At 70.0% G+C, this 21,704-nt stretch carries 15 protein-coding genes and 4 pseudogenes; 7 read left to right on the top strand and 12 right to left on the bottom strand.

Features of this window, described 5'->3' with window-relative positions; translation table 11 throughout:
- Nucleotides 1–137 precede the first annotated feature (137 nt).
- On the top strand, nt 138–3,920 hold the full coding sequence (locus tag V6U79_RS27885) for a hypothetical protein (protein WP_334616459.1): 3,783 nt from the start codon (nt 138–140) through the stop codon (nt 3,918–3,920).
- A 239-nt stretch (nt 3,921–4,159) separates the two neighbouring features.
- On the opposite strand, the pseudogene V6U79_RS27880 reads toward V6U79_RS27885, so the two are convergent.
- The 3 pseudogenes from V6U79_RS27880 to V6U79_RS27870 form a co-directional block, all read right to left on the bottom strand.
- Nucleotides 4,160–4,708, bottom strand: a pseudogene (locus V6U79_RS27880) (site-specific integrase); the annotation flags it as partial.
- A gap of 42 nt (nt 4,709–4,750) precedes the next feature.
- Nucleotides 4,751–5,530, bottom strand: a pseudogene (locus tag V6U79_RS27875) (transposase family protein).
- Between the two features lie 55 nt (nt 5,531–5,585).
- A pseudogene (locus tag V6U79_RS27870) lies at nt 5,586–6,272 on the bottom strand (tyrosine-type recombinase/integrase); the annotation flags it as partial.
- A 334-nt stretch (nt 6,273–6,606) separates the two neighbouring features.
- On the opposite strand from V6U79_RS27870, the pseudogene V6U79_RS27865 reads away from it, so the two are divergent.
- Nucleotides 6,607–7,092, top strand: a pseudogene (locus tag V6U79_RS27865) (HAD domain-containing protein).
- A gap of 125 nt (nt 7,093–7,217) precedes the next feature.
- On the opposite strand, the gene V6U79_RS27860 reads toward V6U79_RS27865, so the two are convergent.
- On the bottom strand, nt 7,218–7,943 hold the full coding sequence (locus tag V6U79_RS27860; protein WP_334616458.1) for a hypothetical protein: 726 nt from the start codon (nt 7,941–7,943) through the stop codon (nt 7,218–7,220).
- Between the two features lie 536 nt (nt 7,944–8,479).
- On the opposite strand from V6U79_RS27860, the gene V6U79_RS27855 reads away from it, so the two are divergent.
- Nucleotides 8,480–8,977: an NUDIX domain-containing protein gene (locus V6U79_RS27855; protein ID WP_334616457.1), complete on the top strand. Its 498-nt coding sequence runs from the start codon at nt 8,480–8,482 to the stop codon at nt 8,975–8,977.
- Nucleotides 8,978–9,100: 123 nt separating this feature from the next.
- Here V6U79_RS27855 and V6U79_RS27850 read toward each other — a convergent pair whose 3' ends face one another.
- The 5 genes from V6U79_RS27850 to amcA all read right to left on the bottom strand — a co-directional run bounded on the left by V6U79_RS27850 (nt 9,101) and on the right by amcA (nt 11,268).
- Complete coding sequence (locus V6U79_RS27850) at nt 9,101–9,553, bottom strand: SitI3 family protein (RefSeq protein ID WP_334616456.1); 453 nt, start codon at nt 9,551–9,553, stop codon at nt 9,101–9,103.
- A 10-nt stretch (nt 9,554–9,563) separates the two neighbouring features.
- Nucleotides 9,564–9,962: a CdiA C-terminal domain-containing protein gene (locus V6U79_RS27845; RefSeq protein WP_334616479.1), complete on the bottom strand. Its 399-nt coding sequence runs from the start codon at nt 9,960–9,962 to the stop codon at nt 9,564–9,566.
- Between the two features lie 158 nt (nt 9,963–10,120).
- Nucleotides 10,121–10,639, bottom strand: a complete 519-nt coding sequence (locus tag V6U79_RS27840) for a DUF6244 family protein (RefSeq protein ID WP_334616478.1) — start codon at nt 10,637–10,639, stop codon at nt 10,121–10,123.
- 156 nt (nt 10,640–10,795) lie between these two features.
- Complete coding sequence (locus V6U79_RS27835) at nt 10,796–11,107, bottom strand: hypothetical protein (RefSeq protein WP_334616455.1); 312 nt, start codon at nt 11,105–11,107, stop codon at nt 10,796–10,798.
- A complete protein-coding gene (gene amcA / locus V6U79_RS27830) occupies nt 11,104–11,268 on the bottom strand; it encodes a multiple cyclophane-containing RiPP AmcA (protein ID WP_334616454.1) in 165 nt (54 codons plus the stop codon). Before amcA ends, V6U79_RS27835 begins: the two co-directional genes overlap by 4 nt.
- Nucleotides 11,269–11,693: 425 nt before the next feature.
- On the opposite strand from amcA, the gene V6U79_RS27825 reads away from it, so the two are divergent.
- The 3 genes from V6U79_RS27825 (at nt 11,694) to V6U79_RS27815 (ending at nt 15,096) form a co-directional block, all read left to right on the top strand.
- Nucleotides 11,694–13,031 (top strand): hypothetical protein, encoded by a 1,338-nt coding sequence (locus tag V6U79_RS27825; protein WP_334616453.1) that lies wholly within the window; start codon nt 11,694–11,696, stop codon nt 13,029–13,031.
- Complete coding sequence (locus V6U79_RS27820; protein ID WP_334616452.1) at nt 13,028–13,603, top strand: flavoprotein; 576 nt, start codon at nt 13,028–13,030, stop codon at nt 13,601–13,603. The genes V6U79_RS27825 and V6U79_RS27820 overlap by 4 nt, the downstream gene beginning before the upstream one ends.
- 878 nt (nt 13,604–14,481) lie before the next feature.
- Nucleotides 14,482–15,096: a helix-turn-helix domain-containing protein gene (locus V6U79_RS27815; protein ID WP_334616451.1), complete on the top strand. Its 615-nt coding sequence runs from the start codon at nt 14,482–14,484 to the stop codon at nt 15,094–15,096.
- A gap of 587 nt (nt 15,097–15,683) precedes the next feature.
- Here V6U79_RS27815 and V6U79_RS27810 read toward each other — a convergent pair.
- The 3 genes from V6U79_RS27810 to V6U79_RS27800 all read right to left on the bottom strand — a co-directional run bounded on the left by V6U79_RS27810 (nt 15,684) and on the right by V6U79_RS27800 (nt 20,798).
- A complete protein-coding gene (locus V6U79_RS27810; RefSeq protein WP_334616450.1) occupies nt 15,684–16,607 on the bottom strand; it encodes a DUF2637 domain-containing protein in 924 nt (307 codons plus the stop codon).
- Between the two features lie 375 nt (nt 16,608–16,982).
- Nucleotides 16,983–17,870 carry a replication-relaxation family protein gene (locus V6U79_RS27805; RefSeq protein ID WP_334616449.1) on the bottom strand — a complete coding sequence of 296 codons (888 nt, stop codon included), beginning with the start codon at nt 17,868–17,870 and terminating at the stop codon, nt 16,983–16,985.
- A 918-nt stretch (nt 17,871–18,788) separates the two neighbouring features.
- Entirely contained in the window at nt 18,789–20,798 is a 2,010-nt protein-coding gene (locus V6U79_RS27800; protein ID WP_334616448.1) for a GTP-binding protein, read from the bottom strand.
- A 274-nt stretch (nt 20,799–21,072) separates the two neighbouring features.
- Here V6U79_RS27800 and V6U79_RS27795 point away from each other — a divergent pair, with 274 nt between their 5' ends.
- Nucleotides 21,073–21,480, top strand: coding sequence for a hypothetical protein (locus tag V6U79_RS27795; RefSeq protein ID WP_334616447.1), 408 nt, complete (start codon nt 21,073–21,075; stop codon nt 21,478–21,480).
- Nucleotides 21,481–21,704 lie beyond the last annotated feature (224 nt).

Raw genomic sequence — 21,704 nt, 5'->3', positions numbered from 1 at the left:
GACTGCCGACGCGGTAACAGCCGCCCGGGTCCGATGGCGAGCCGGTCGAAGAGGGCGTTCGCACCGATGGCCAACATGACGGCCACCACTGTGATCGCGCCAGCAGTATGTCGGACTCTGCCGGTACGTTGCGACCTATGGCTGTGTGGCCCCCGATCGACCGTGACGACCTGCGGCACGCTGCCGGGTCAGCCGGCTTCGACACGACGCTTCCTTTGCTGATACGCCGGCTGATCGCCGAAACCGGAGACGGCGTGACCGAGCTGGACATGCCCGGTGGCTCCGGTGTCGCCAGCGGCGGCTTCGATGGTGTGGTGGCGGCGACCGGCGGGACACCGTTCGTACCGGCCGGCACGTCGGTGTGGGAGCTGTCCGTCGGCGGCGGGCAGACAAAGGCCGACAAGGACTACAAAAAGCGCACGACCGGCCCCAACGGTCAGGCCCCCAGCGGCATCACCTACGTCCAGGCGATCCTGGTGCCGTGGACCAAAGCGGCCAGTTGGGCGAAGCAACGGACCGGTGAGGGGCTGTGGAAGGAGGTACGGGCCTACAACCTCGACAAGATCCACATTTGGCTGGATTCCGCGCCCGCCACCACCGCATGGCTGGCCGAGCAGCTCGGCAAGTCGATGCCCGGTGTCCGCCCGGCCGGCGAGTGGTGGTCCGGCGCCTGGCTGCCATCAACAACGATGCGCCTCGATGCCCGAGTTGTCCTCGCAGGGCGGGAACAGGCCGCCGTCTTGCTGCGGCAGGCCCTCGAAGCCGGCCGGAAGATGATTTCGCTCGGCGGTGACCTACGGCCGGACGAGGCACGGGCTTTCATAGCCGCCGCGTTGGAGTCCGCGGAATGGCACAACGCCCGGACGCTGTTCGTCACCGATCCCGGCAGCCTGACCCAGCTGATCCGGCAGCCACAGCCGCTGATCCTCTTCCTCCCCGACCGCAGCCTCGCCGCTGACCTGCCCCAGCACCCGCACCAGATCCTGCTGCTCGCGGCACCCGGCGCCACCGGCGACATCGCGGTGCCGCCGGTTGACGGCCAGGCCGTCGCCGCCGAGATGCAGGCCGCCGGGCTCGCCCACGAACGGGCCTGGTCGCTGGGCAGGCTAGCCCGGCGAAGCCTTCTGGCGCTGCGGCGCACCCTCGCCAACAACCCGATACCCCTGACCCCGTCCTGGGTGTCCGAGCCGGACGTGATCCGCCGGCGGCTGTTGCTGCTCGGCAGCTGGTTCGGCGCGGGCGAGCACGACCGGTCGCTCGTGGAGCGCTGCGTCGGCCGGCCGTACGAGGAGGTGCACGAGGCCGCGCTTAGGCTGGCCGCGGTTCCGGAGGTGCCGTTCGTCGCCCAGATGACCGAACAGTGGCATCTACTCTCCGCCGAGGACGCCTGGACCCTGCTGAGCCCGCAGCTGACCCACGACGACCTGCAGGCGTTCCGCGCCGTCGCCCTCGAGGTCCTCTCCGAGGTCGACCCGGTCGTCGACAACCGCGACGGCGATCCGCTGCGGCTGGCCATGAGCGGCGTGCGCCGCAAGTTCTCCCGGGCTCTGCGCGTAGGGCTGGCCCAGACGCTGGCCCTGCTCGGCGGCGACACCACGCTGCGCGCGCCCGGCAACACCACGGGCGCCCAGTGGGCACGCCTGGTGGTACGGGATCTTTTCGAGGCCGCGGACGGGGACGACACCTATGCTCTGTGGGCTTCGCTCGGGGATGTTCTGCCTCTGCTGGCCGAGGCCGCGCCCGAAGAGCTCCTCGCCGCTCTCAGCCGGGAGCCTCTATCGCAGAGAGGCCCACTGCACCAGCACATGTTTCAGGACAACGGCCGGGACCGCTTCGGGGGCAGCGTTCCCTCCCCGCATCTCGCGGTGCTGACCGCGCTGGAGGTGGTGGCCTGGTCGCCGGAGCATGTCGACGATGCCGTAGAGGTTCTCGGAAGCCTCGCCGCCTTGGACCCGGGCGGCACCTGGTCCAACCGGCCGCGTAGAAGCCTCGCCAACATCCTGAATTGCTGGGCGCCGAACACCGCCGCCGACGTGGACCACCGAATCCGGATGATCCGGCGGCAGCTACGGCACCGGCCCGGCGTGGCCCGCCAAACGCTCCACGATCTTCTCCCGCACACCGGCCGGTTGCAGACCGTGCATCCCGGGCCTCGCTTCCGGGACTGGAAGCAACGGGCCCGCGTCACGCCGGCCGAGTTCGAGACACAGATGAACGCTGTCGTCGAGATGCTGCTCGACGACCTCAGCGACGACCCCGACCGGTTCGTCCGTATGGTCGCGCACCTTGGTCATCTCTCCGCCACGCACCGCGCGGTGTTCGTCGCTCGCGTGACCGCGCTTGGCGCCACCCTGGCCGATGATGGACAGCGGGGGCAGCTGTTCGACGCGGTCCGTGAGTTCGTCGCCCGCCACCGGGAGTACGCCGACGCCGTTTGGGCGCTGCCTGAGGAGCAGTTACGCCCGCTGGAGTCCGCTGCGGAAGTGGTGCGGCCGCACGACCCAGTGCGGCGCAACGCCTGGCTGTTCGCCTCCGACTGGGTCACCCTCGGCGACCACTCCCGCCGTGACGACTACGACGCCTACGAGCGAGCCATGCAGCAGCTACGGACACAGGCCGTCGACGAGGTATACCGCTTTGGCGGCGCGGACGCCGTCGCCCAGTTAGCTGCGAACACCGAGTACCCACACTTCGTCGGCGACGCGCTGGCCCGAGTCGGTGCAAGCTCGGATGACACCATGCTGGCCTGGCTCACGGCAGACGACAGGTCCCGTTTCGAGGTGGCGTTCGCCTACGTGCGCGGCCGCCTCCGAGACGGCGGTGCCGAGCTGCGCGACCGGTGGCTCAGCGCGTCGTCCGACGTCTTGGCACAAGCCCGCATCCTACGGGCAACCCTCGACCCGCCCGCCGCCTGGACGAAGCTGACCGAGCTGGACCCGGCAGTCGCCGGCCCGTACTGGCAGGAGTTCACCTACTACGGGCTCGGCCACTACTTCAGCCCCGTGCTGCAGGCGGCCAGGTCGCTCACCGCGACCGGCAGGCCAGCCGCCGCGCTGCATCTGCTCGTCCTCTACCGCAAGCGCCACGACACAGCCGAGGCCGCCGGCGTCGCCGCTGACGCTCTCGACACGCTGATCGCTGGCGGCTGTCAAGACCCGGAGTTCACAACCCTGCGCGATCACGACTTCCAGGAGCTGTTCGCACTGATGGCACGATATGGCGACGAGGTCGGTGCGCAACGTCTACTGGCCATCGAATGGCAGCTCTTCCCGGTGCTCGGCTTCCAAGCCGACGCCCCGACGCTGCACGGTGCCCTCGCCGAGGACCCCGCGCTCTTCGTCGAGCTCGTGCGGCATGCGTTCAAGGGCGAGGCCAGCGCGCCGCAGCAGACCCGACCCGAGAGCAGCGAGCCGGAGCAGATCAAGCTGGATTTGGCCCTGCGTGCCTACGAGGTCCTGCACGACTGGCGCAAATGCCCCGGCGTGCGCGCGGACGGAACTCTCGACGAGGAGTTGCTGCGCCGGTGGGTCGACGAGGCTCGCGACCGGCTGCGCGACATCGGCCGGCTGCGGGTGGGCGACAGTCGAATCGGACAGATCCTCGCCTACGCGCCGCCCGACGCCGACGGGCTGTTCCCACCGAAGCCGGTACGCGAACTGCTCGAGAACCTCCGCAGCGACTCACTGGTCAACGGCCTGCACACCGGCATCTACAACCGGCGTGGTGTCACCACTCGCGGCATATACGACGGCGGTGACCAGGAGTGGCAGCTGGCAGAGGACTACCGGCGGCAGGCCGACGAGGCAGCCGCCTGGCCACGGACCAGGAAACTGCTGATCTCGCTCGCCGAGTCCTACGAGCGGGACGCCCGCGGCCACGACGCGGAAGCCGAGCGTCTGCGGCGAGGACTGGCAGAGTGAGAACGACTTCGGGCACCCCTTCCTGGCGCCGGTGTGGCAAGGGGATGCCCTCCGCAAGCGTCGCCTTCGTGGGCTTGCAATCGATGCGCTGGCTGCGGGATTCTGCGGCCCACCCGTGATGGGCAAGAGATGATCCGCGCTTAACTCTTTGCAAAGGTCAAGTCGCTGATGGTGCTTGGCCCCGCCAACGGATCGGTTGGCTGACCAAGTACTGCTAAGAATGGCCGGCAACACATGGATTACGGCAACCTTGTCGCGCCGTGCTGGCGCGGGACGACGGCTGCGGTTGCTTCGGCGGCGGCGTGGGAGAGCTCCGGGAGGACGTCGCCGTAGTACTTGGCGGTGAAGTGTGGGCTGGAGTGGCGGAGCCGGTTGGAGATGACTTTCATCTGGACGCCTGCGGCGAGGCCCATGGTGGCGGCGCCGTGGCGGAGGTCGTGGAGTCGGATGGATGGTAGTCCGGCTTGGGTGGCGAGGTGGTGGAAGTGGTCGGTGACGTCGGCGGGATGGAGCCGTCCACCGGTGGGGGTGGTGAAGACGAGCCCGGTCTTGGTCCAGGCGGTTCCGGCGGCGAGGCGTTCGCGGTGCTGGCGGGTGCGGTGGGCACGCAGGACGGTGACTGTTTCGGCGTCGAGTGCGACTGCGGCCTCGCTGTCGGTGGTTTTGGGGGTGTCGATGGCGGTGGTCCAGCCGTGTTGGACGAGTTGCCAGCGGACGGTGAGGGTGTGGGCGTCGAGGTCGAGGTCGTCCCAGTGCAGGCCGCAGGCTTCGCCTCGGCGTAAGGGACGTCTCGTAACTGGGTGAAGGCGTTGCCGGCGTGGGCCCGGCGGTCAGCCGGCGAGGATGATGTTGTGGAGGTTGGCGATGCCGGAAGCGGCGTCGGCCAATGTGTGGGCGGCGCGGCGGTGGTCGCGCAGGATTTTGAAGCACTTCATCCTGGCCAGGGCGTGTTCGACCCCTGCTCGGACGGTCCGGTGGTGGACGTTGAGGGCTTCTTTTCAGTCCGGCAGGTCGCTGCCGTTTGAGGGCTTGCGGTACGGCATGATCACCTCGGGGTTGCCGCGGTAGCCGCCGTCGGCCATCACCGGTCGCCCGTTCAGCTTCTCGGCGATGCCGCTGGTGCGGTAGACGATGGTGTCGTTGCGGTTGCCGGGCTGCGGGTCGCCGACGGCGATGACCAGGCGGGTGCTGGCGTCGATGGCGACCTGCAGGTTGGTTGAGTACCGGTAGTTCTTGCTCCGGGCGGCCAGCCGGTGATCGCGGGTGGGGATCAGAGTGCCGTCGACGATCGCGATCTGCTCGACCGGCCGCTTACGCACCGGCGCCAAGGCCAGCAGCGGGCCGAGGGTGTCGATGACCCGGTGCGCCGCGGAGTGCGACACCCCGAACAACGGATCGATCTGCCGCATCGTCAGGTTCGTACGCCAGTAGGTGGCCACCAGCAGCACCCGGTCGGCGAGGTCCAGGGCCCACTGCCGGCCCGGCCGGCCGTCGGCGACGCCCTCACCGCCACGCTCAGCGACCAGCCGAACCAGCTTGCGGAACTGGGCGGGCTGCAGCCCGGTGAACGAAAAGATCCACTCAGGGTTGCCTGCGGTGATCACCTGCACCCAGGGATCCTGACCGGTCGTCCTGACTAGACAGACACCGGGGTTACGAGACGTCCCTTAGGCCGGTGAAGGTGATGAGGTGGTAGAGGGCGTAGAGCCGGTCGCGGGCGTCGTGGGTGTGGTCGAGGAATTTGCCGGTGTGTTCGGGGGTCCAGATCATGACGGGGCTGGGGGTTTTGCCGGTGTCGCGCCAGGTGCGGATGCGTTGGTCGGTCCAGATGGTGGGCTTGGGTGGTCGGGCGGTGGGTAGTTCGACCATGAGGGCGGGGTTGGTGTCGATGTAGCGGTGGCGGCGCATCGCGTCGTTGAGGGCCTTGCGCAGGGTGGCGTGGATGACGTGCAGGGTCCGGTTGCCGACGATGCGCTGATTCTTGACCTGGTCGCGTTTGGCGGGGTCGCGGCTGGCGCGGAGGGTGGCGATGGTGGTGTTGCGTTGCGCGATGGCGTCGTACATGGCGTCGATGTGGCCGGGGCGGAGCCGGTCGATGCGCAGGTGGCCGAGGTGCGGGATCAGGTACAGCCGGATGTGCCCTTCATAGGAGCGCAGAGTGCCTGCCTTGATGTTCTTGCGGCCGGCCAGCCAGTCGGTCAGGTATGCCTCCATAATGGGCAGCTCGGTCGGGGCGATCTCCAGGTGCAACGCCCGCCGGACCTGCTCAGGGCTAGGCACGGGCGCTCCAGTCTTGACGGCAGTCTCGATCAGGTCGCCGGTCTTGACGGTGGTGTGCGGATCGCTGACGTCAAGCCCGAGCCCCGAACGGGGATCAAGCCGGAACTCATCACTGCCAATGCCTACGGCAGTTGTTGAAGGTGTCGACGGAAGCACGAGAACTCCTTGGTTGAGGTGGGGTTGTGGTGCTGATGGCGTGGGCGGGTCACCACAGCGCCGCCGAAGGGGTAAGGGCCGGTGAGAGGCATCCCGGCACCGCCCCTGCCGCGGTCGGGGTCAGCGGCGCATGACTGCCCGCCGCCGGGAGCAGCAGCGAAACGAATGGCCTTGGGGCAAGCGCGCGGAGGTAGCCGTTGGCGGGGTGGGGGCTAGCCTCTGAGTAATGTCCGGTCCTGCGACAAGTCCGTTGCTGTTTCTCGACGTGGACGGCACCCTCATCCCGTTCGGAACAGTCACGGCGGCTCAGCCGGGCATGCCGCAGGGCCACCCCGAGGCACCGGCCCTACTGGCCGACGCCCATCCCCTGCTGCACAAAGTCAGTCCGGAACACGGCCGCTGGCTGAAGGCCCTGCCGTGCGATCTGGTGTGGGCGACGACCTGGATGAACGACGCGAGCGACGTGCTCGCACCCCTGCTCGGGCTACCGCCCCTACCCGTCGTCGACTGGCCCGACTCCGACGAGGTTGGCGTCCTGCACTGGAAGACCCGTGGGCTGGTCGAATGGGCGCACGGACGCCCCTTCGTCTGTCAACGACGAGATCTCCCACGCCGATCAACAGTGGGTATCGACTCATCACCACGCTCCGGCCCTGCTGCATCGGTCGACCCACATCGCGGCCTGACCGAGCACGACTTCGCTGCCATCGAAAGCTGGCTCGCGCAGGCGCGGTAGGGCCAGCTTCCAGCCATCGCGGGTGCTGCGCTGGACGGCTGCCTGCCAGTCGGGACCGTCGCTGGTGAGGTCCCGCACCATCCCGCTGACGTCGGCCGCGGCCCGGGAATCGTGACGTGGTGCCGTCAGGATCCGACCTCGATGAGGCGACGCCTGCCACTCTCGCCCGGTACCTGCCATACCTGATCGTCCGGCCAGTGGCGGTACAACAACTGCTGCGTGGTCGTGGCGACAGCGTTCCGCAGCGGCTCGCGGAGCAGGTCGGTCCGCAGCCGTTCCTCTCGCTCGGCGTCCTGAGCGATCACCAGAACCGCCCCGACCGGCACCAGCCGGTCCGCCCGCCGGTAGCCCGCTAGCAGGCCACCCAGCCCTGACGTCGGCCGCTCATGCTCGGCGACAACGTCGCCGACCGGGCCACGGTCGACGTGGACCAGGAACCGCAGGCACCGCCCGTCCTGCAGCCAGACGCCGTAGCCGTCGGCCCGCAACTGCGCGAGGTCGTGCTGGCGCAACCAAGCCGAGGTCTCCATCGTCGCCAGCCACTGGAACAGCTCGCACCGCCCCGGGTTGCGCCGCGACACCTCCACCAACGGCAGAAACAGCAAGGCATCCGCCCGACCGGAGGAACGCTGCCCCAGCCGCAGCGGAACCGGCCGCCCCGACGCCGTCAGGGCGCGGCGGAGCACCTCCGTCCCCTCGGCCGTGACCTCGTACCACCAGGTGTGGGTCCGGTCCTCCGCCGAGCGGTCGCGGCGCACCAATCCCGCCTCGTGCAGCCCCACCAGGTCCCGGTGAGCCGTCAGCCGCGACACTCCGCAGACAAGCGCCACGTCCAGTGTCGTCGGAACCATGCTGCGCCAGGTACGACAGGATCCGCCACCGCCGCGGGGACAACCGCCCGTGGCACCCTGGTCGCCCATTCCCCGATGATCCTCCTGGCGTCGACAGTCCGACATCCCGTCCCTGACAGCCGTAACAGAGAGTGGTCAATGCGCCGACGGGAACATCCGAAGCCGGGACCGCCGTGACCGCACACAGCGCTCGCCGTCGGCCGTCATACGAGGCGTCGGCGGGCCGCGCGAGCACCCACATATACAAACCGGGGTTTTGGGGCCGATTTTGGTGGTCACTGTTCAGTGAATCAGCCGAAGAGTGGAGGACAGAAAACGCGGTACGGTCAAATCAGACCGCCGTTAGTTGATCTCCACGATCGGCGCCGTGCAGCGCGCCGACCTGTCAGAGGCCCGAGACCAAAGCCAGCTCGACTCGACGACGCAACGCCACACACCGACGCGTGGTTACTAAAAGTGACCACGCCCGGGGGCGTTGTCGCGTCTTCCTTCAGCAACGGGCGATGCGCCGAGGGCGAGCCCGTAGGGTCGGTCGCGTGGCCGAGACGCGGACCGATCCGGACCTGTCCTACATCGCCAGCGTGACGCGGGTCCGCGCGGCGGCCGGTGTGATCCTCCGCGACCAGACCGGCCGGGTGCTGCTGGTCCACCCGGCCTACAAGGACGTGTGGGAAGTTCCCGGCGGAACCGTGGAGCCGGACGAGTCCCCGGCGGACGCCTTCACCCGCGAGATCCGGGAGGAACTGGGCCTGTCGATACCCGCAGGAGCGCTGCTGTGCGTCGACTGGGTACCGGCGAACCCACCGTGGGACGGCGGACTCATGTTCGTCTTCGACGGCGGGGTGCTGACGGCGGACCAGGTCGCGACGATGCGACTGTGCCCGGACGAGCTCGACCGGTTCGAGTTCGTCGAGCCGGAACGCCTGGGCGCGGTGTTGATCCCTCGCCTGGCTCGGCGGGTCGCTGCGGCGATCGCCGCTATCGGCCGTGGCGGTGTCTACCTCGAGGATGGAGTCGCGACCTCGAACAGCTAGTCGACCGTGTGGAGCCTCGGCCGCTGCCCGGTACCGGGAGATGGAGGTCGTCCCCCTGCACGCGAACCTGGAGTTGTCGCCTCACGCCGGGGGCGTCATCGCCGACGACCGGCTCCGAACCACTCATCGGCCGACAAGATTGTCTCCGCCGTGAATGCCCCACCAACTCGGCGCGTGCCTGCGCAGCGTTCCCGAGAAGCGCGTCAGCAGCAGCCAGTCAGCGTCGAGGATCAGCGCGGCGTCCTCCGACCGCTCGTCTAGCACCCGGGCCACGGACGCCAGCATCTCCCGCGTCGCCCGGTCGGAGGATTCGTCCTTCCCCAGCCGGAAGCCGATGGTGACATACCGCTCCGGTTCCCACTCCCACATCGAGCCGTCACCATCCTCGGCCTCGAAGTAGCCGTGGGATCCGGCGTGGATGCTCACCGTGTAACCACATCGATCGCTGAGGTCCGCACTCAGCACCCGGGGTCTGCCATCCACCGCCGACTCCTCGGCACCGTCTGGGGCGACGACGCCGGCCAGCACATCGAGCGGAACGTCGCCGGCCAGCGTCAAGCGGTACTCGGTCGCCATGGGTAGCCCTTCAGTCTCGTCGCAGGATCTGGATTATCGCCCCGCTTCGCGTCACCGCCACCAGTTCCTTCAACCCTGCGATCGGCCAGTCGTCGAACTGCCTCTGCAACGCCGGGAGATCGCCACGCCAGTCGTGGAGGTTGACCACCACCCGTTGGGTCTGCTCGCTGGTGATCTTGTCGGATACCCCGCTCCACACGCCTCGCACGCTCTTCGCCGGCATCGGGGAGTAACAGTCGAAGACGTGTCCCTCGATCAGGTAGTCGGGATCCTTGCCCGGTTTCCCGGAATCACCGGTACCGAGCCGGGCATCAGCGACCTCCTGCCGGGTCGGGTTCTGGTGGAGCCGGTACCCCTCCGCAGCGACGGTATCGGCACACTGGTTCTCCAGGTCCAGGGAGCGCCGCACGCGCGCGTCTTCCCTCGGAGGAATCCGGGTACGCCGGCCGGTAGGCGAACCGCCGCGCTCTCCGGTCGGCTTGCGCGTCCACGGCGTCGTCACGCCCCTGCCGAGGGACGGTGTGGGAACCGAGGCAGGGCTGGTCGGTGCGGCACCGCCAGCCCCGCTCAGTTTCCCAACTGTCGTGCCTCGGCGATCGCCGCGTCAACGGCCTGTCGGGTGGTGGCGGTGCGCTGAACCAGCATGACAAGCACCTGCTTGACGCCCTCCAGAGCCTGCAGCAGCGGCCCCGGCTGCCCACCCTGCAAAACCCCGACGACAAGCTGCTGCGCCTCACCGACCTGGGTGATCGTGGCAGCCGTCTGGTCACGGATACCGTCGACCGCACTCTGCACCGGAGTCAGCCCGCTGATCGTCTCCCCCGGACTGGCCTGCTCCGGGACACCAGCGGCCACCTTCGTGGCATCACCGACAGCCCCGGCCAGACCACCCAGTCCACTCCGGATGGTGGCGACGGCTCCGCGCACCCGCGCCATACCGGCAGCGACCGCGGCGAACCCGGCACCCGCCGCGCGCAGCGCGATCTCCTGCGCCTGCTGATCAGCAGCGGCAGCGAGGCCCTGCGCCCGCTCGACACCGGCGGACAGCGTACGTAGCTCCGTAGTGATCTTCTCGACGTGCGACACGCTGCCGGATTCCTCCACCTGACGACGAGAGCTCAGGAGGTCGAACCTACCGGCACGGCACCGACGTCACCAGACGTCGCGGAGGAGTAAGCGATCAGTGGTCGCGGCCGAGAAGGCGGAAGAAGGAGAGAGCGGTGAGACGGCGGGAGATCCCGGTCAGCGCGGCGATTCAGCCCCACTGTGATGTCGGGCGGGCCAGCCCAGGAACCGGTCGAACAGGCCTTTGACGTCGCCGCCGGCGCTCGGATTGAGCTGGTGGAGGTCGTCGATGGCCTCATAGAGCAGACCGGCAAGGTAGAGGAAGAGACCCACCGTGTTGTCGCGGTACTCGGCGACCAGTACGAGCCGCGCTCGTCCGCAGGGCCAGGGCTGCCCGCAGCGGCGACACAGCCAGAGCGGACGCAACGGCAGATGTTCCGGCGACACGGGCTGCCCTCGCGCGAAGGCGCCGGTTCCGTCCGTACTCATCGGCGGCGGTGCTTCCGCGCCTGCTGCTCGAACAAGATCCACCAGACGTGCGTCAACAGCGGTGGGTCGGCCGAACCCGGTCCCACCGCCGCCGGTCCCACCGCTGCGCGGTCTGTCGTCAGTTCGCCGGTCACGGCGTACCGCGACACGTACACCGTCATGGCCGGGCCCCGGCCGGTGCCGGCCTCGGTGCGCGGTGGGCTTGCCGGCCTCCCGGCAAGCCCACCGCCGTCGGCCAGCGGTGGGGAGCAGACCGCCGGTCACCCGCCCACGCAGCCCCGCTGGCGGTACGCGAACGGGGAGTCACCCGTACGGTCGACGGAGAGCCCGGCGCGAGCACTTGCCGGTGCGTCGGGTCGCATTCCGACCTGTCGCCGATCGACACGTCCATCTGGATCTCCCTGCCGTGAAGCTGCCGCTGGCCCACCGGCGCGCCGCTGGAGATCGGCGCGCCGGCACATCCAGGCTGGCTTGGGCGGTGCACGGACGGAATGTCTCGCCGGTGCACCGACGGTGCACCTGCCGTCACCCCACGTGCGGCTACCATCACGTCCACCGGTGACTGTCCGTTCCGGAAGGACGTGTGATGGCTACGGTGACGACCTGGACCGGCCAGGACGCGAACGCGCTCCGCCATGCGTTGCGGATGAGCGTTACCGCCTTCGCCGAGCACCTCGGCGCGGCGCGGCGGACCGTGGCCAAGTGGAGCAGCCAGGGCGACAAGGTGCTCCCCCGCGCGGACATGCAGGCCGCGCTGGACACCGTGCTGTCCCGAGCCACACCTGAGGTACGGGAACGCTTCGAGGCGATGCGTGCGGCAGGCACCAGCGGTGCAACTGCGGGTGCCACGCGGCTGGACGCCGGCGAGCATGCGGATACTGGCGATGACGAGGACGGCGACTCGGGCTCGGGGGGTGACGTGAAAAGGAGAGACCTTCTACGCGGGGCGGCGATCGGCGTCGCTGCCGCGCCTAACGTCGCTCCACTGCTCGACGCGTTCCTCTCACCCGCGCACTCGAACGGTGCGGGGCTGTCTTTTCCGCAGTTCACCCGAGCCGTCGGCGCCGCCAAGGTCGACTATCAGGCCTGCCGGTACGAGCGTGTCCTCGACCGTCTTGTGGCGCTGCTGCCATCCCTCGAACCGGTGAGGTCCGGCGCGGAGGGCGATCAGCGACCACGGGTCGAGGCCCTGGCCGCCGACCTGTACCACGTCGTTGGCAGCGTCCTGCTGAAGCTGGACGATCGCGGGATGGCCCTGGTGGCGGCCGAACGGAGCACTCGGGCCGCTGCCATGAGCCAGGACCCGGTGGCGATCGCCGCGAGCGCCCGGATCATGACCCATGCGCTTATGGGCAACGGCCACGACGCCCAGGCGGTGACCCTCGCGGGAAATGCTGCCGACGTACTCGACCGGGACACCCGCCTCGCGTCGACCGATGCGGTGGCCGTCTACGGCGCCCTCGTCCTGCGAGGGGCCATCGCCGCCGCCCGCCGGGAAGACCGGGCCACTGCCCACGCGATGCTCGATGAGGCGACCCGAGCCGCGACCCGCCTCGGCTACGACGGCAACGACCGGTGGACCGGTTTCGGCGCCTCCAATGTCCTGCTGCACCGGGTCAACATCGCGCTGACCCTCGGCGACGCCGGAACGGCCATCGCGATCGCCCGCACCGTGCCGCTGGACAAGGTGACCCTGGCCGAGCGCCGGGCGTCTCTGTATGTCGACGTGGCACGCGCCTACACGCAGTGGGGCCGCTACGAGCGCGGCCTCAACGCGTTGCGCACCGCATACGAGGTGGCACCCGAGGAGATCCGCTGCCGACCAGCGGTCCAGCGCATCGCCGGCGACCTCGCCATGCTCGCCAACGGCTCCGTCCGCACCGCCGCTGCCGGCTTCGCCCACGACGCCGGGATCCGGTTGTGACCGGCGGTCACCTCCAGATCGTCGCCTGCGGAGCCGGGCCCGCCACCGGCGTGACCCAGCTCGTCAGGGCAGCACAGGAGCAATCCTGGACAGCGGCGGTCACGGCCACACCGAGCGCGATGGACTTCATCGACCCGCAGCCGCTCGAGAGCCTCACCGGTCATCCGGTCCGATCGACCTACCAGTCGTCGCCCGGCACCCGCCGGTCGCTTCCCGCCGCCGACGCCCTGGTCATCGCCCCCGCCACCTACAACTCGATCAACAAGGTCGCCCTCGGCTTGGCCGACAACTACGCCATGACCTTGGTCGCCGAGCTGATCGGCAGGCAGGTGCCGACCGTCATCGTTCCGTTCGTCAACGCCGCCCTCGCCGCGCGGGCGCCGTTCCGGCAGGCCGTGGCCAGCCTCCGCGACGAAGGGGTGCGCGTCCTGCTCGGCCCCGACGACCAATGGGAACCGCACCCGCCCGGCAGCGGCAACGAGCGGCAGAAAGCCTTCCCCTGGACGGTGGCGTTCGACACAGCCGCCCGGCGAGCCCACGAATCTCGACCGGCCGCTTCCGGCCACCTCTGATCGCGAGCGCCGCCCATGATCTGACCTGGCGTCCACGGGACGACTGCACCGCGTCCAACGTAGGCCTGCCCCGGGTTCAACGGCTCCCGAGCACCCACCGAGCCACCACCCACCAGGCGCAGACACGAAGAAGGCCCCGGCCCAGTGTGAACCACCAGGTCAGGGCCTTGATCGTTGGTGCGCCGCCAGGGACCCCGAACCCGCAGATTAAGAGTTCGCACGCGAGATGGGTGTGGTCGTCGTGCCGGGCGATCACGTACGCGCCCTCCGAGACGTTCACCGTACCGGCCGCATGATCACCAAGGGCCCGATCACGATGGCTGGTCTGGCCCTGACCGGGCTGCCGGCTACGCCGATCATCAGGCTCAGGCGGAGGTGGCGCGACCCTGGGCGAGGATCCCGGTGGCGTGACCGAGCTCGATCAGGTGTCCGTTTGGGTCCGGAGGCAGCACCGGTCTCGACGCCATGGTCCTTTGGCTCGGTCAGGAGCTTCCCAGCGCGTGGGCGGGTCGTGTCAGAACGACTTGATCTTTTCCGAAAGTCGAGCGTTCATCGTCGTGTCCCACCCCACGGGGCCCGTGAAGCGTTCCTCCTCCTAGCCATCGTCGCTGGGCAGAGCGCCCTCGGTGATGGGCGGACCGGAAAGGGATGTCGGATGCCATCTGATCAGCTAGCTGATTTCACCGAGGCCATTGATACGACCCATGACTGACCGCGAGCGGGAACGCCTGGCACCCGTGGTGGCCCCCCGCGATCGGATGCCAAGGACTCCCGTGCTGCCTGCCGTTTCCCGGCACGCAGCAGCCGACCACGGCCGCCGGCGGTTCCCGCGCAGAAGTAGCCACCTTGCCACCAACTTTGAGATTCGGAGCCTCCTCGTGAGCATCGAAGCCGTCTCATGGGCGCTCAACGACGCCCCCGACGTTCCCCCGCAATGCCTCGCCGTACTGATCGGCCTGGCCAACCACGCCGACGCCAACGGCCGCGGTGCGTATCCGTCACAGGAACGCCTCGCGCTTTACGCCCGCAAGTCCGTGCGGTCGGTACAACGCGACCTGACCGAACTGTCCCGCTGCGGCCTGATCCGACGCGGCGACCAACGCCACGTCGCGTTCATGCCGCCCGACCGCCGCCCGGTGGTCTGGGACCTCGCCATGAAACACCGCCGCGAACACCCCGCCTCCCTGGATCCGTCTGCCGAGCCGCGCCCCGGCCGCCCGCACCAGCTCGCCGAACCTGTGTCCGGCCGCCATGACGACGCCAACATCGACCGCGACGCCGACCGGGGTGACGCACACGACCGATCGGGGCGACGTACACGACGCAACGACACGACGTCCACGTCGTGCAAACCGTCCTTCAACCATCAACAACCAACGTCGGCGCGGACAACAACGTCTCGACGCGCTGGCGCTTCCTGCGGCCGCCACCGCGGCTGCCCCGCCCACAACTGCGGGCCATGCCGAGCCGAACGCCTCGGCGGCACCAGATGAGATACGCGGAAACCCTCCACGTGACGGGCCATCGCGCGATCCTCCCGTGCTCGCACCACCAACGCTCAACGACGAGCACGGCAAGGTCCGCGGCGATCGACAACGCCGCCGGCCCGGACGCCGGACAGGGATCTCGCCGTTGCGGGCCAGTTCGTATGCCAGGAAGCGGCCGAGCCGGCGACGCGGCTGTCCACCGTGCCACCGGACGCGGAGAAGGCCTACATCGTCATCGGTCGCGAGCAGGGGAAGGCACACACGCGGTACGTGGCGCGGCTCCGGAAGGCGTGCCCCCGGATACGGCCGGGACAGCGAATCGTGGCGGTCTCTGAGGCGGAGTTCCTCAGCGACGTGAGCCGACGGGTTGAGGCGGGGGTATGAGACAGATCAAGGCAGTGCGAGACCGGCGCACCCGCGCCCACATCGGGCAGCAGGTGCGCCGGAGACGCCGTCGCCAGCCATGCACCACTGCGGTGCGGCGCGCCACACCCGGGCGGTACCGGATGGGCTGCACCGCTCGTGGTCTCGGCGTGCCGTTCCCGAAGACCTTCCCGTTCGGCAGCTCCTGGTGGATGACTTGGCGGGGGTGCTCATGACCGGTGTTCTCCTGCCAGCTCTGTGGATGTCTGGGGAGCCGCAGGTGCCAGGGCCGTGGTGTCCCGGGACGTCCCGGGCCGAGCGGGGTCCACGGCGCCCTGTGGCCTGGTGCCCGCCGTGGGCTGCCGGGGTCGCAGCGGTGGTGGTGCCGGGCTCGGAGCCGGTGGTGCCGCCTCGCCCTGCGCTGCGGACGCCGAGGGCGTCTCGGCTTTGAGGATCTTGAGGAGTTCGGATACGCGGGTGTTGGACAGGGTGTGGCCCGCTTGGCGGAGGGCTTCTGCGAGCGCTGCCCGGGTGAGCGGGCGCTGGTCGGCGGCAAGTTGGTCCCGGACGTGTCGCGCTGCCGGTAGCAGCTCGACCAAGTCGCGGGTGCGCGGGGCGGACCGCCCCCGGTGTGCTCTGCGGTGACGGCGGTCCGGTCCGCGGGGTGGGGAGTCGGCATGCGGTGGGTGGACGGTCCGGGCGGTAGACGGCTCCCCCGCCGTCCCGTCAGACCGGTTCTGGTCGGACGGTCCAGAGTGATGTCCGGTCTGCGCGATCTGGTCCGGAACATGCTCCCCGGACCGGACGGTGGTGGTCGGGGTCGCGGTGTTCGTGTAGCCGAGGGCGATCTTGACCATGACGAGGAAGCCGAGCGCGGGCACCGCCGCGGCGGTCCAGCCGATCGGTGAGGGTTCGGCCTCGACAACCTGCGCCGCGAGGGACAGGGTGACCGCGCAGGCCAGCACGCTCGCAGGGAAGGCTGTCGAGGTGTGAGCGCGTTTGCGTCGGCGTAGTTCGAGGCCGGAGGCGATGGACATCAGCTCCAGGACGATCGCGTCGGCCCAGGCCAGCCATCCGGGTTGGCCGTGGGCGGCGGCGACGTTGTGGACGTGGGTGAAGCTGGCCGCTCCCGCGGCTGCGCCGATGGCGAGCATGATGACGATCTGGACGCCGCCCTCGACGCGGCTGCCTCGCGGACCGACGTCTGGGTCAGGTGCTGGTGAGGTCGTGGTGGACCACCTCCCCAGGCCGGGCCGTGGCCGAGACGCGTCCGCCAGCGCGGTGGCCTTCGACAGCCGGGTGGACGGTCCGGACACCGTCGTGGGGGACCGTGACGGGGACGGACCGGCCGCTGGTCGCGGACCGGACGCGCGACGACACCTCCACCGTGGCGCCGTCGGAACGGTCCGCCACTGTCACCGCTCTGTCAGTCACGGCCCACTCGACGCTGACAAACCGGTGAGAGTGGCCGGGTATTACTATCCGGCGAGCGGGCGAGGTACCTTCCACGGCCGGCCGGCCCTCGCCCATCATGCCGCCTCCCCGGGAAGGTCCCGGCCGCCAGCGACGTCAATGGACAGATCGGCCAGGCGCCGCCGCTGCCCTCCTCCCCCGGCCACCGCCCAGACCGCCTCAGCGGGACACAGACCAGCCGACGCGGCATGGTCGCGGGCGCCGGTGGCAACCGGCACCAGTGGTGGTCTGTCGGCGAGCTGGCGACGCAGGTTGGTCTCCCGGGCGGCGGAGTGCAGCCAGAACAGCACTGGCCACACCCGCCCGATCGTGGCGAACAGCTCGCGGTAGCCGACCAGTTTGCTGGTCAGCACTGCGAGCTGCTCGCCGCCGGTGTCGTACTCGACGAAGAAAGGCACCATGACGTCGTTCTCCGCCCAGAGTCCGTAGCCGTCCGGACGGACCCGCGGCTGGTAGGCGCGCACCAGGCCCGGATCCGCCCGCCGGCTGAACGCACCCGAACGTTGGCACGCCGCCTCCGACAACCACTCGACCAGGTCAGCGCCGGGGTGAGTGCGGGCATAGCCGGCCAGGTCGGTGAAGAACCCGTTCACCCCCAACCTGTGCGCCAGGCTCCGACTCGACGTCCAGCGTCGCCGCTCCACCCGGGCGTGGTCACGCCGTGGTGGCCGCTCGTCCCGGCTGGCGGCGACGACCTCGGCGCCGAGCTGGTCGATCACGTAGTGATACGGGTACGAGCCTCCGTCGGCGCGCTGTGGCCGGAACCGGGCGACCAGCCGCAACCGGTGCAGGGTGCGCAGCCGGCGCTGGCAGAAGTCCAAGGAGGAGAACAGGGCGTGGGCGATCTGGAACGAGGTCAGCACCGCGTGGTCGTAGAGCCAGCCCAGCAGCACCCGGTCCCGGTCGGTCAGCTGCGACTGCACCCGCAGAACCGGATCATCCACGAGCCACCACCTCCCTGGATGCCGCTGCCCAGGGGGAGAGACCCCAGACCAGATGGGGTCTGTCGCAGGACACCCTGCCAGCGCTGCCAGACGGGCTGACCTGCGGTGTGAGAGGAAGACGGGGGTCGGTTCGGGGGTCCGGCTCAACACTGACGCCAACCCGGACGTCAAGCCCGACCCGCGAACGTGGGTCAAGCCGGACTCTGTCACCGCCACCGATCACGGCGGCAGCGGCCGAAAGTACTCTGGCGAACAACGGAACTCCTCTGTCGTGTCGAGATGTGGTCGGCGCCGACGCTGGGCACCGAGTAGAGCCGTCCCTACGCCTGTCGGGCGTCAAAAGGCGGGCGGCAGAAGCTGACGACCGCTATCGAGCCGGGCCTGCGGCCAGAGGCGAGCAGGTGTTGCCCACTGTGGAGATGAAGGAACCTGCCGTCGCGAAACAGGGACGGCAATGCGCGATGGGGTCGACATCAGCCGCCGCAACCGTGACCCGCACTGCCGTCTACGGGATGCTCGGGACATTGGCGAAGCGAGCCAGCAGGGTCAATGCCCTGGCAGGGCCTGGACTCGCATGGCCCAGGACAAGGCGGCACCTACGCCGCTCACCCGCCAAAGCGCGCGGCGGCGCGGGCGCACCGGCTCAACTCGCCGGGAGAAGATCCTTCATCGCGGTCCTCCTGTCGCTCCTTCGGCACCCGGTCGACAGGCCGCTCACGTGCGGGCCACAACGACAGCGACGGCTCCTACGGAGCGCCCAGCATCGACCGATATGGCCCGGCGAACGAGACCGCCGCACGGGCAACGTGCATCCAGTACCGCTCGACAGCGGTGACCGTGTCAAGGGCTTTCAGTCGCAGCAAGCGGCGCATGATCTGGCTCCGCCGCTTGGCGCGACGCCCGCTGACGCCCCACCGGTCACCGCTCCCCTCGGTGACCGGTGACCCGGCGGGCGACGGCCAGGAGATACTCCCGGCGGTCGGTGGGGTCGTGGTCCCAGCGGGCGCGGGTGGGCGGTTCGCCGCGGACCGGGCGGTAGTGGTCGAAGGTCGACTCGAAGATCGCCTCGCCGCGGGTCAGGGCCGGCAGCCGCCGCTCCACCGCGTGCACCCGCCCGGCCGGGACGTGCCCCTCGACCACGTACAACGGGCCGTGGGACACCGTCGTGCGGGGCAGGGCGTCCAGGCGGGCAAGCACGGGCAGCACGACCCCGAGGGCGTCGGCGGGGACCTCCAGCCGGAACCGGTGCACGGGCTCCTCCACCCGGGTGCCAGCCCGCAGCAGCGCCGCCATCAGCACCAGTGGGGTCAGGTTGCGGAAGTCCCCGGCGGTGCTGGACATGCTCTTGTCGAACGTGCCGTGGGAGTGGCTCTGCCGGGCCCAGTACCCGGCGTGCGTCATGGTCACCACGACGTCGACGACCTGCCAGCCGTACGGGCCCTGGCGCAGCGTCTCCCGGACGGTCTCCTCGACCGCGGTGAAGAAGGCCGGCGGCATCGAGCCGAGTTCGACGCCGAGCCGGAAGCGGACCCCGCTGCCGGCCGGTCCGGGTGCGACGTGCAGCCCGACGGTGGCCAGGAACGGGTTGGGCGGCACGCCGATCACCTCGACCGCCGCGCCGGCACCGGCGAGGCGTTCGACGCAGACGGTGGTGGTCTCGCGGAAGTCGACCGCCAGGCCGTACCGGTCGGCGAGCAGCGTCTGCACGACCTCCTTCTGCACCTCCCCGTAGAGCGACACGGAGATCTCCCGCCGGGTGGGCTCCTGCCGTACGTTGATCAGCGGGTCCTCCTCGGCGAGCTGGCTGAGGGCGGCGTGCAGGGCGCCCCGGTCGGCGGCCCGGGCGGGCACCACGACGGTCTCCAGGCTCGGCGGGGCGAAGTGGCGGGCGTCGGTCGAGCCGGCCGGCGCCGCGCCGACCGGGTCGCCGATCCGGACGTCGCCGAGGCCGTGCAGCAGGGCGATGCGGCCGGCGGTGACCGCCTCGGCGCGGACGGTGCCGCCCCGGTCGAAGACCTCGATGCCGGTGACGGTGGCGGTCCGGCCCGCCCCGACGGGCAGCCGGTCCCGCAGCCGGACGGTGCCGCCGAACATCCGCACGTAGGCGACCCGCTCGCCGGCCGGGTTCCGCTCGATCTTGAACACGGTGCCGGCGGCCGGGCCGTCGACCGGCGGCTGCCGCACCGGCAGCAGCGCGGTCAGCGCGCCGATCAGGTCCGCCACCCCGGCGCCGGTGATCGCGGAACCGGCGAGAACCGGATGCACCAGCGCCCGCCGGGTCTGCGCGGCGAGGGCGTCGCGCAGCCGCTCGCCGGTCAGCCGCCGCTCGTCGCGCACGAACTCGGCCAGCAGCGCGTCGTCGTGCGCGGTGAGCAGGTCCCGTAGCTGACGGAGGAAGTCCGGGTCGCTGTCCGGGTACGGCACGCAGCGGGCCGCCGCCGTGCCGGGGGCGTGGACGGTGCCGGTGGGGACCACCGCCGGGGTGAGCCGGGCGGCGATGTCGCGCCGCACCCGGTCGGGGTCGGCCCCGGCCCGGTCCACCTTGTTGACGAAGATCAGGGTGGGCAGGCGCAGGCGGCGCAGCGTCCGCATCAGCACCCGGGTCTGCGCCTGCACGCCCTCGACGGCGGAGACCACCAGGACCACGCCGTCGAGCAGGCCGAGCACCCGTTCCACCTCGGCGATGAAGTCCGGGTGGCCGGGAGTGTCGATGAGATTGACCGTGACGTCGCCGACGACGAAGGAGACCACGGCGGAGCGGATGGTGATGCCGCGCTGTCGTTCCAGGGCCATCGAGTCGGTCCGGGTGGTGCCGTCGTCGACGCTGCCGAGCTCGTCGATGACGCCGACGGTGTGCAGCAGGCGTTCGGTCAGGCTGGTCTTCCCGGCGTCAACATGCGCCAGGATCCCGACGTTCAGAGTCTTCACGGAGCGTCATGTCCTTCGGGTAGGTGGTCATTCCCTGGCGGTCGGACATGAACGCAGCGCGCATCGTGCTTCCCTCTCCGGTCGGTTGCCGTGACGTGCCCAGTCCAGCAGCGGCCCGCCGGGCGGGCAACCGAATTCGGGACGAGTCGACCGGGTCCGGGCGGGGCTCCGGTCAGTGAGGGCCGACGCTTTGCCGACGCCTCTTACCGTGATGGCGCTGCCGTCCTCGGACGGCATGCCCACCCCGAAACAGATGGACGCAGCAGGAGACCCGGTGAGAAGCAGGAAGTTCAGTCCCGTGGCGACCGTGGTCGCCGTCGCGCTCGTGGCCCTCACGGGATGCGGCAGCGACGGCGACGCGGAGAAGGAGTACGTCAAGAAGCTGACGACGGCCGGGTTCGACTCGGTGCGGGTGTCCCCCGAGACGAAGACGTCCCTGCGCAAGAAGCGCAAGCGCACGAAGACCATCGCGTACAACTTCGCCTGGGCGGCGAACACCGACGCCGACCCCGCGGTTTGCCAGGTCACCCTCCGGCATCCCGCGCATTCGTCGGGCAGCCTGCGGGGCGATCACTGGAACATCGAGGAGGTCAACGACGAGGACGTGGAGGGGTGGGGCGGGGAGAGTCCCGATCCCGAGTCGGTACGGCGGCTGCTCCGCGAACACCGCTACGACTGTTGACGCGGGGGCGTCAGCGCACCGCGTCTCTGGCGGTGGGCGACACCCCGTCAGCGCCTGCGGCCGTGCACCCACCGGCTCGACGGGGCCCGCAACGAGTCACCAGGAGCGGTGTCGGCTGTTACCGTCGGGTCCGTGCCCGCCGAGGAGATCCGGCATCGGGCCGGGTCGGCCCGGGTGGCCCGGCTGACCACCGTCGGAGCGGATGGACGTCCCCACCTGGTGCC

Source organism: Micromonospora psammae, assembly GCF_036902725.1.
Lineage (GTDB): Bacteria > Actinomycetota > Actinomycetes > Mycobacteriales > Micromonosporaceae > Micromonospora.
The sequence above is the reverse complement of the archived record's forward strand: the minus strand, read 5'-3'. Positions and strand labels throughout refer to the sequence as shown.

Coding starts and splice junctions, on each gene's coding strand:
- V6U79_RS27885 (WP_334616459.1), top strand. CDS start 138: ATGGCTGTGTGGCCCCCGATCGACCGTGACGACCTGCGGCACGCTGCC.
- V6U79_RS27860 (WP_334616458.1), bottom strand. CDS start 7,943: ATGGTTCCGACGACACTGGACGTGGCGCTTGTCTGCGGAGTGTCGCGG.
- V6U79_RS27850 (WP_334616456.1), bottom strand. CDS start 9,553: ATGGCGACCGAGTACCGCTTGACGCTGGCCGGCGACGTTCCGCTCGAT.
- V6U79_RS27835 (WP_334616455.1), bottom strand. CDS start 11,107: ATGAGTACGGACGGAACCGGCGCCTTCGCGCGAGGGCAGCCCGTGTCG.
- amcA (WP_334616454.1), bottom strand. CDS start 11,268: ATGACGGTGTACGTGTCGCGGTACGCCGTGACCGGCGAACTGACGACA.
- V6U79_RS27825 (WP_334616453.1), top strand. CDS start 11,694: ATGGCTACGGTGACGACCTGGACCGGCCAGGACGCGAACGCGCTCCGC.
- V6U79_RS27810 (WP_334616450.1), bottom strand. CDS start 16,607: ATGCTCGCCATCGGCGCAGCCGCGGGAGCGGCCAGCTTCACCCACGTC.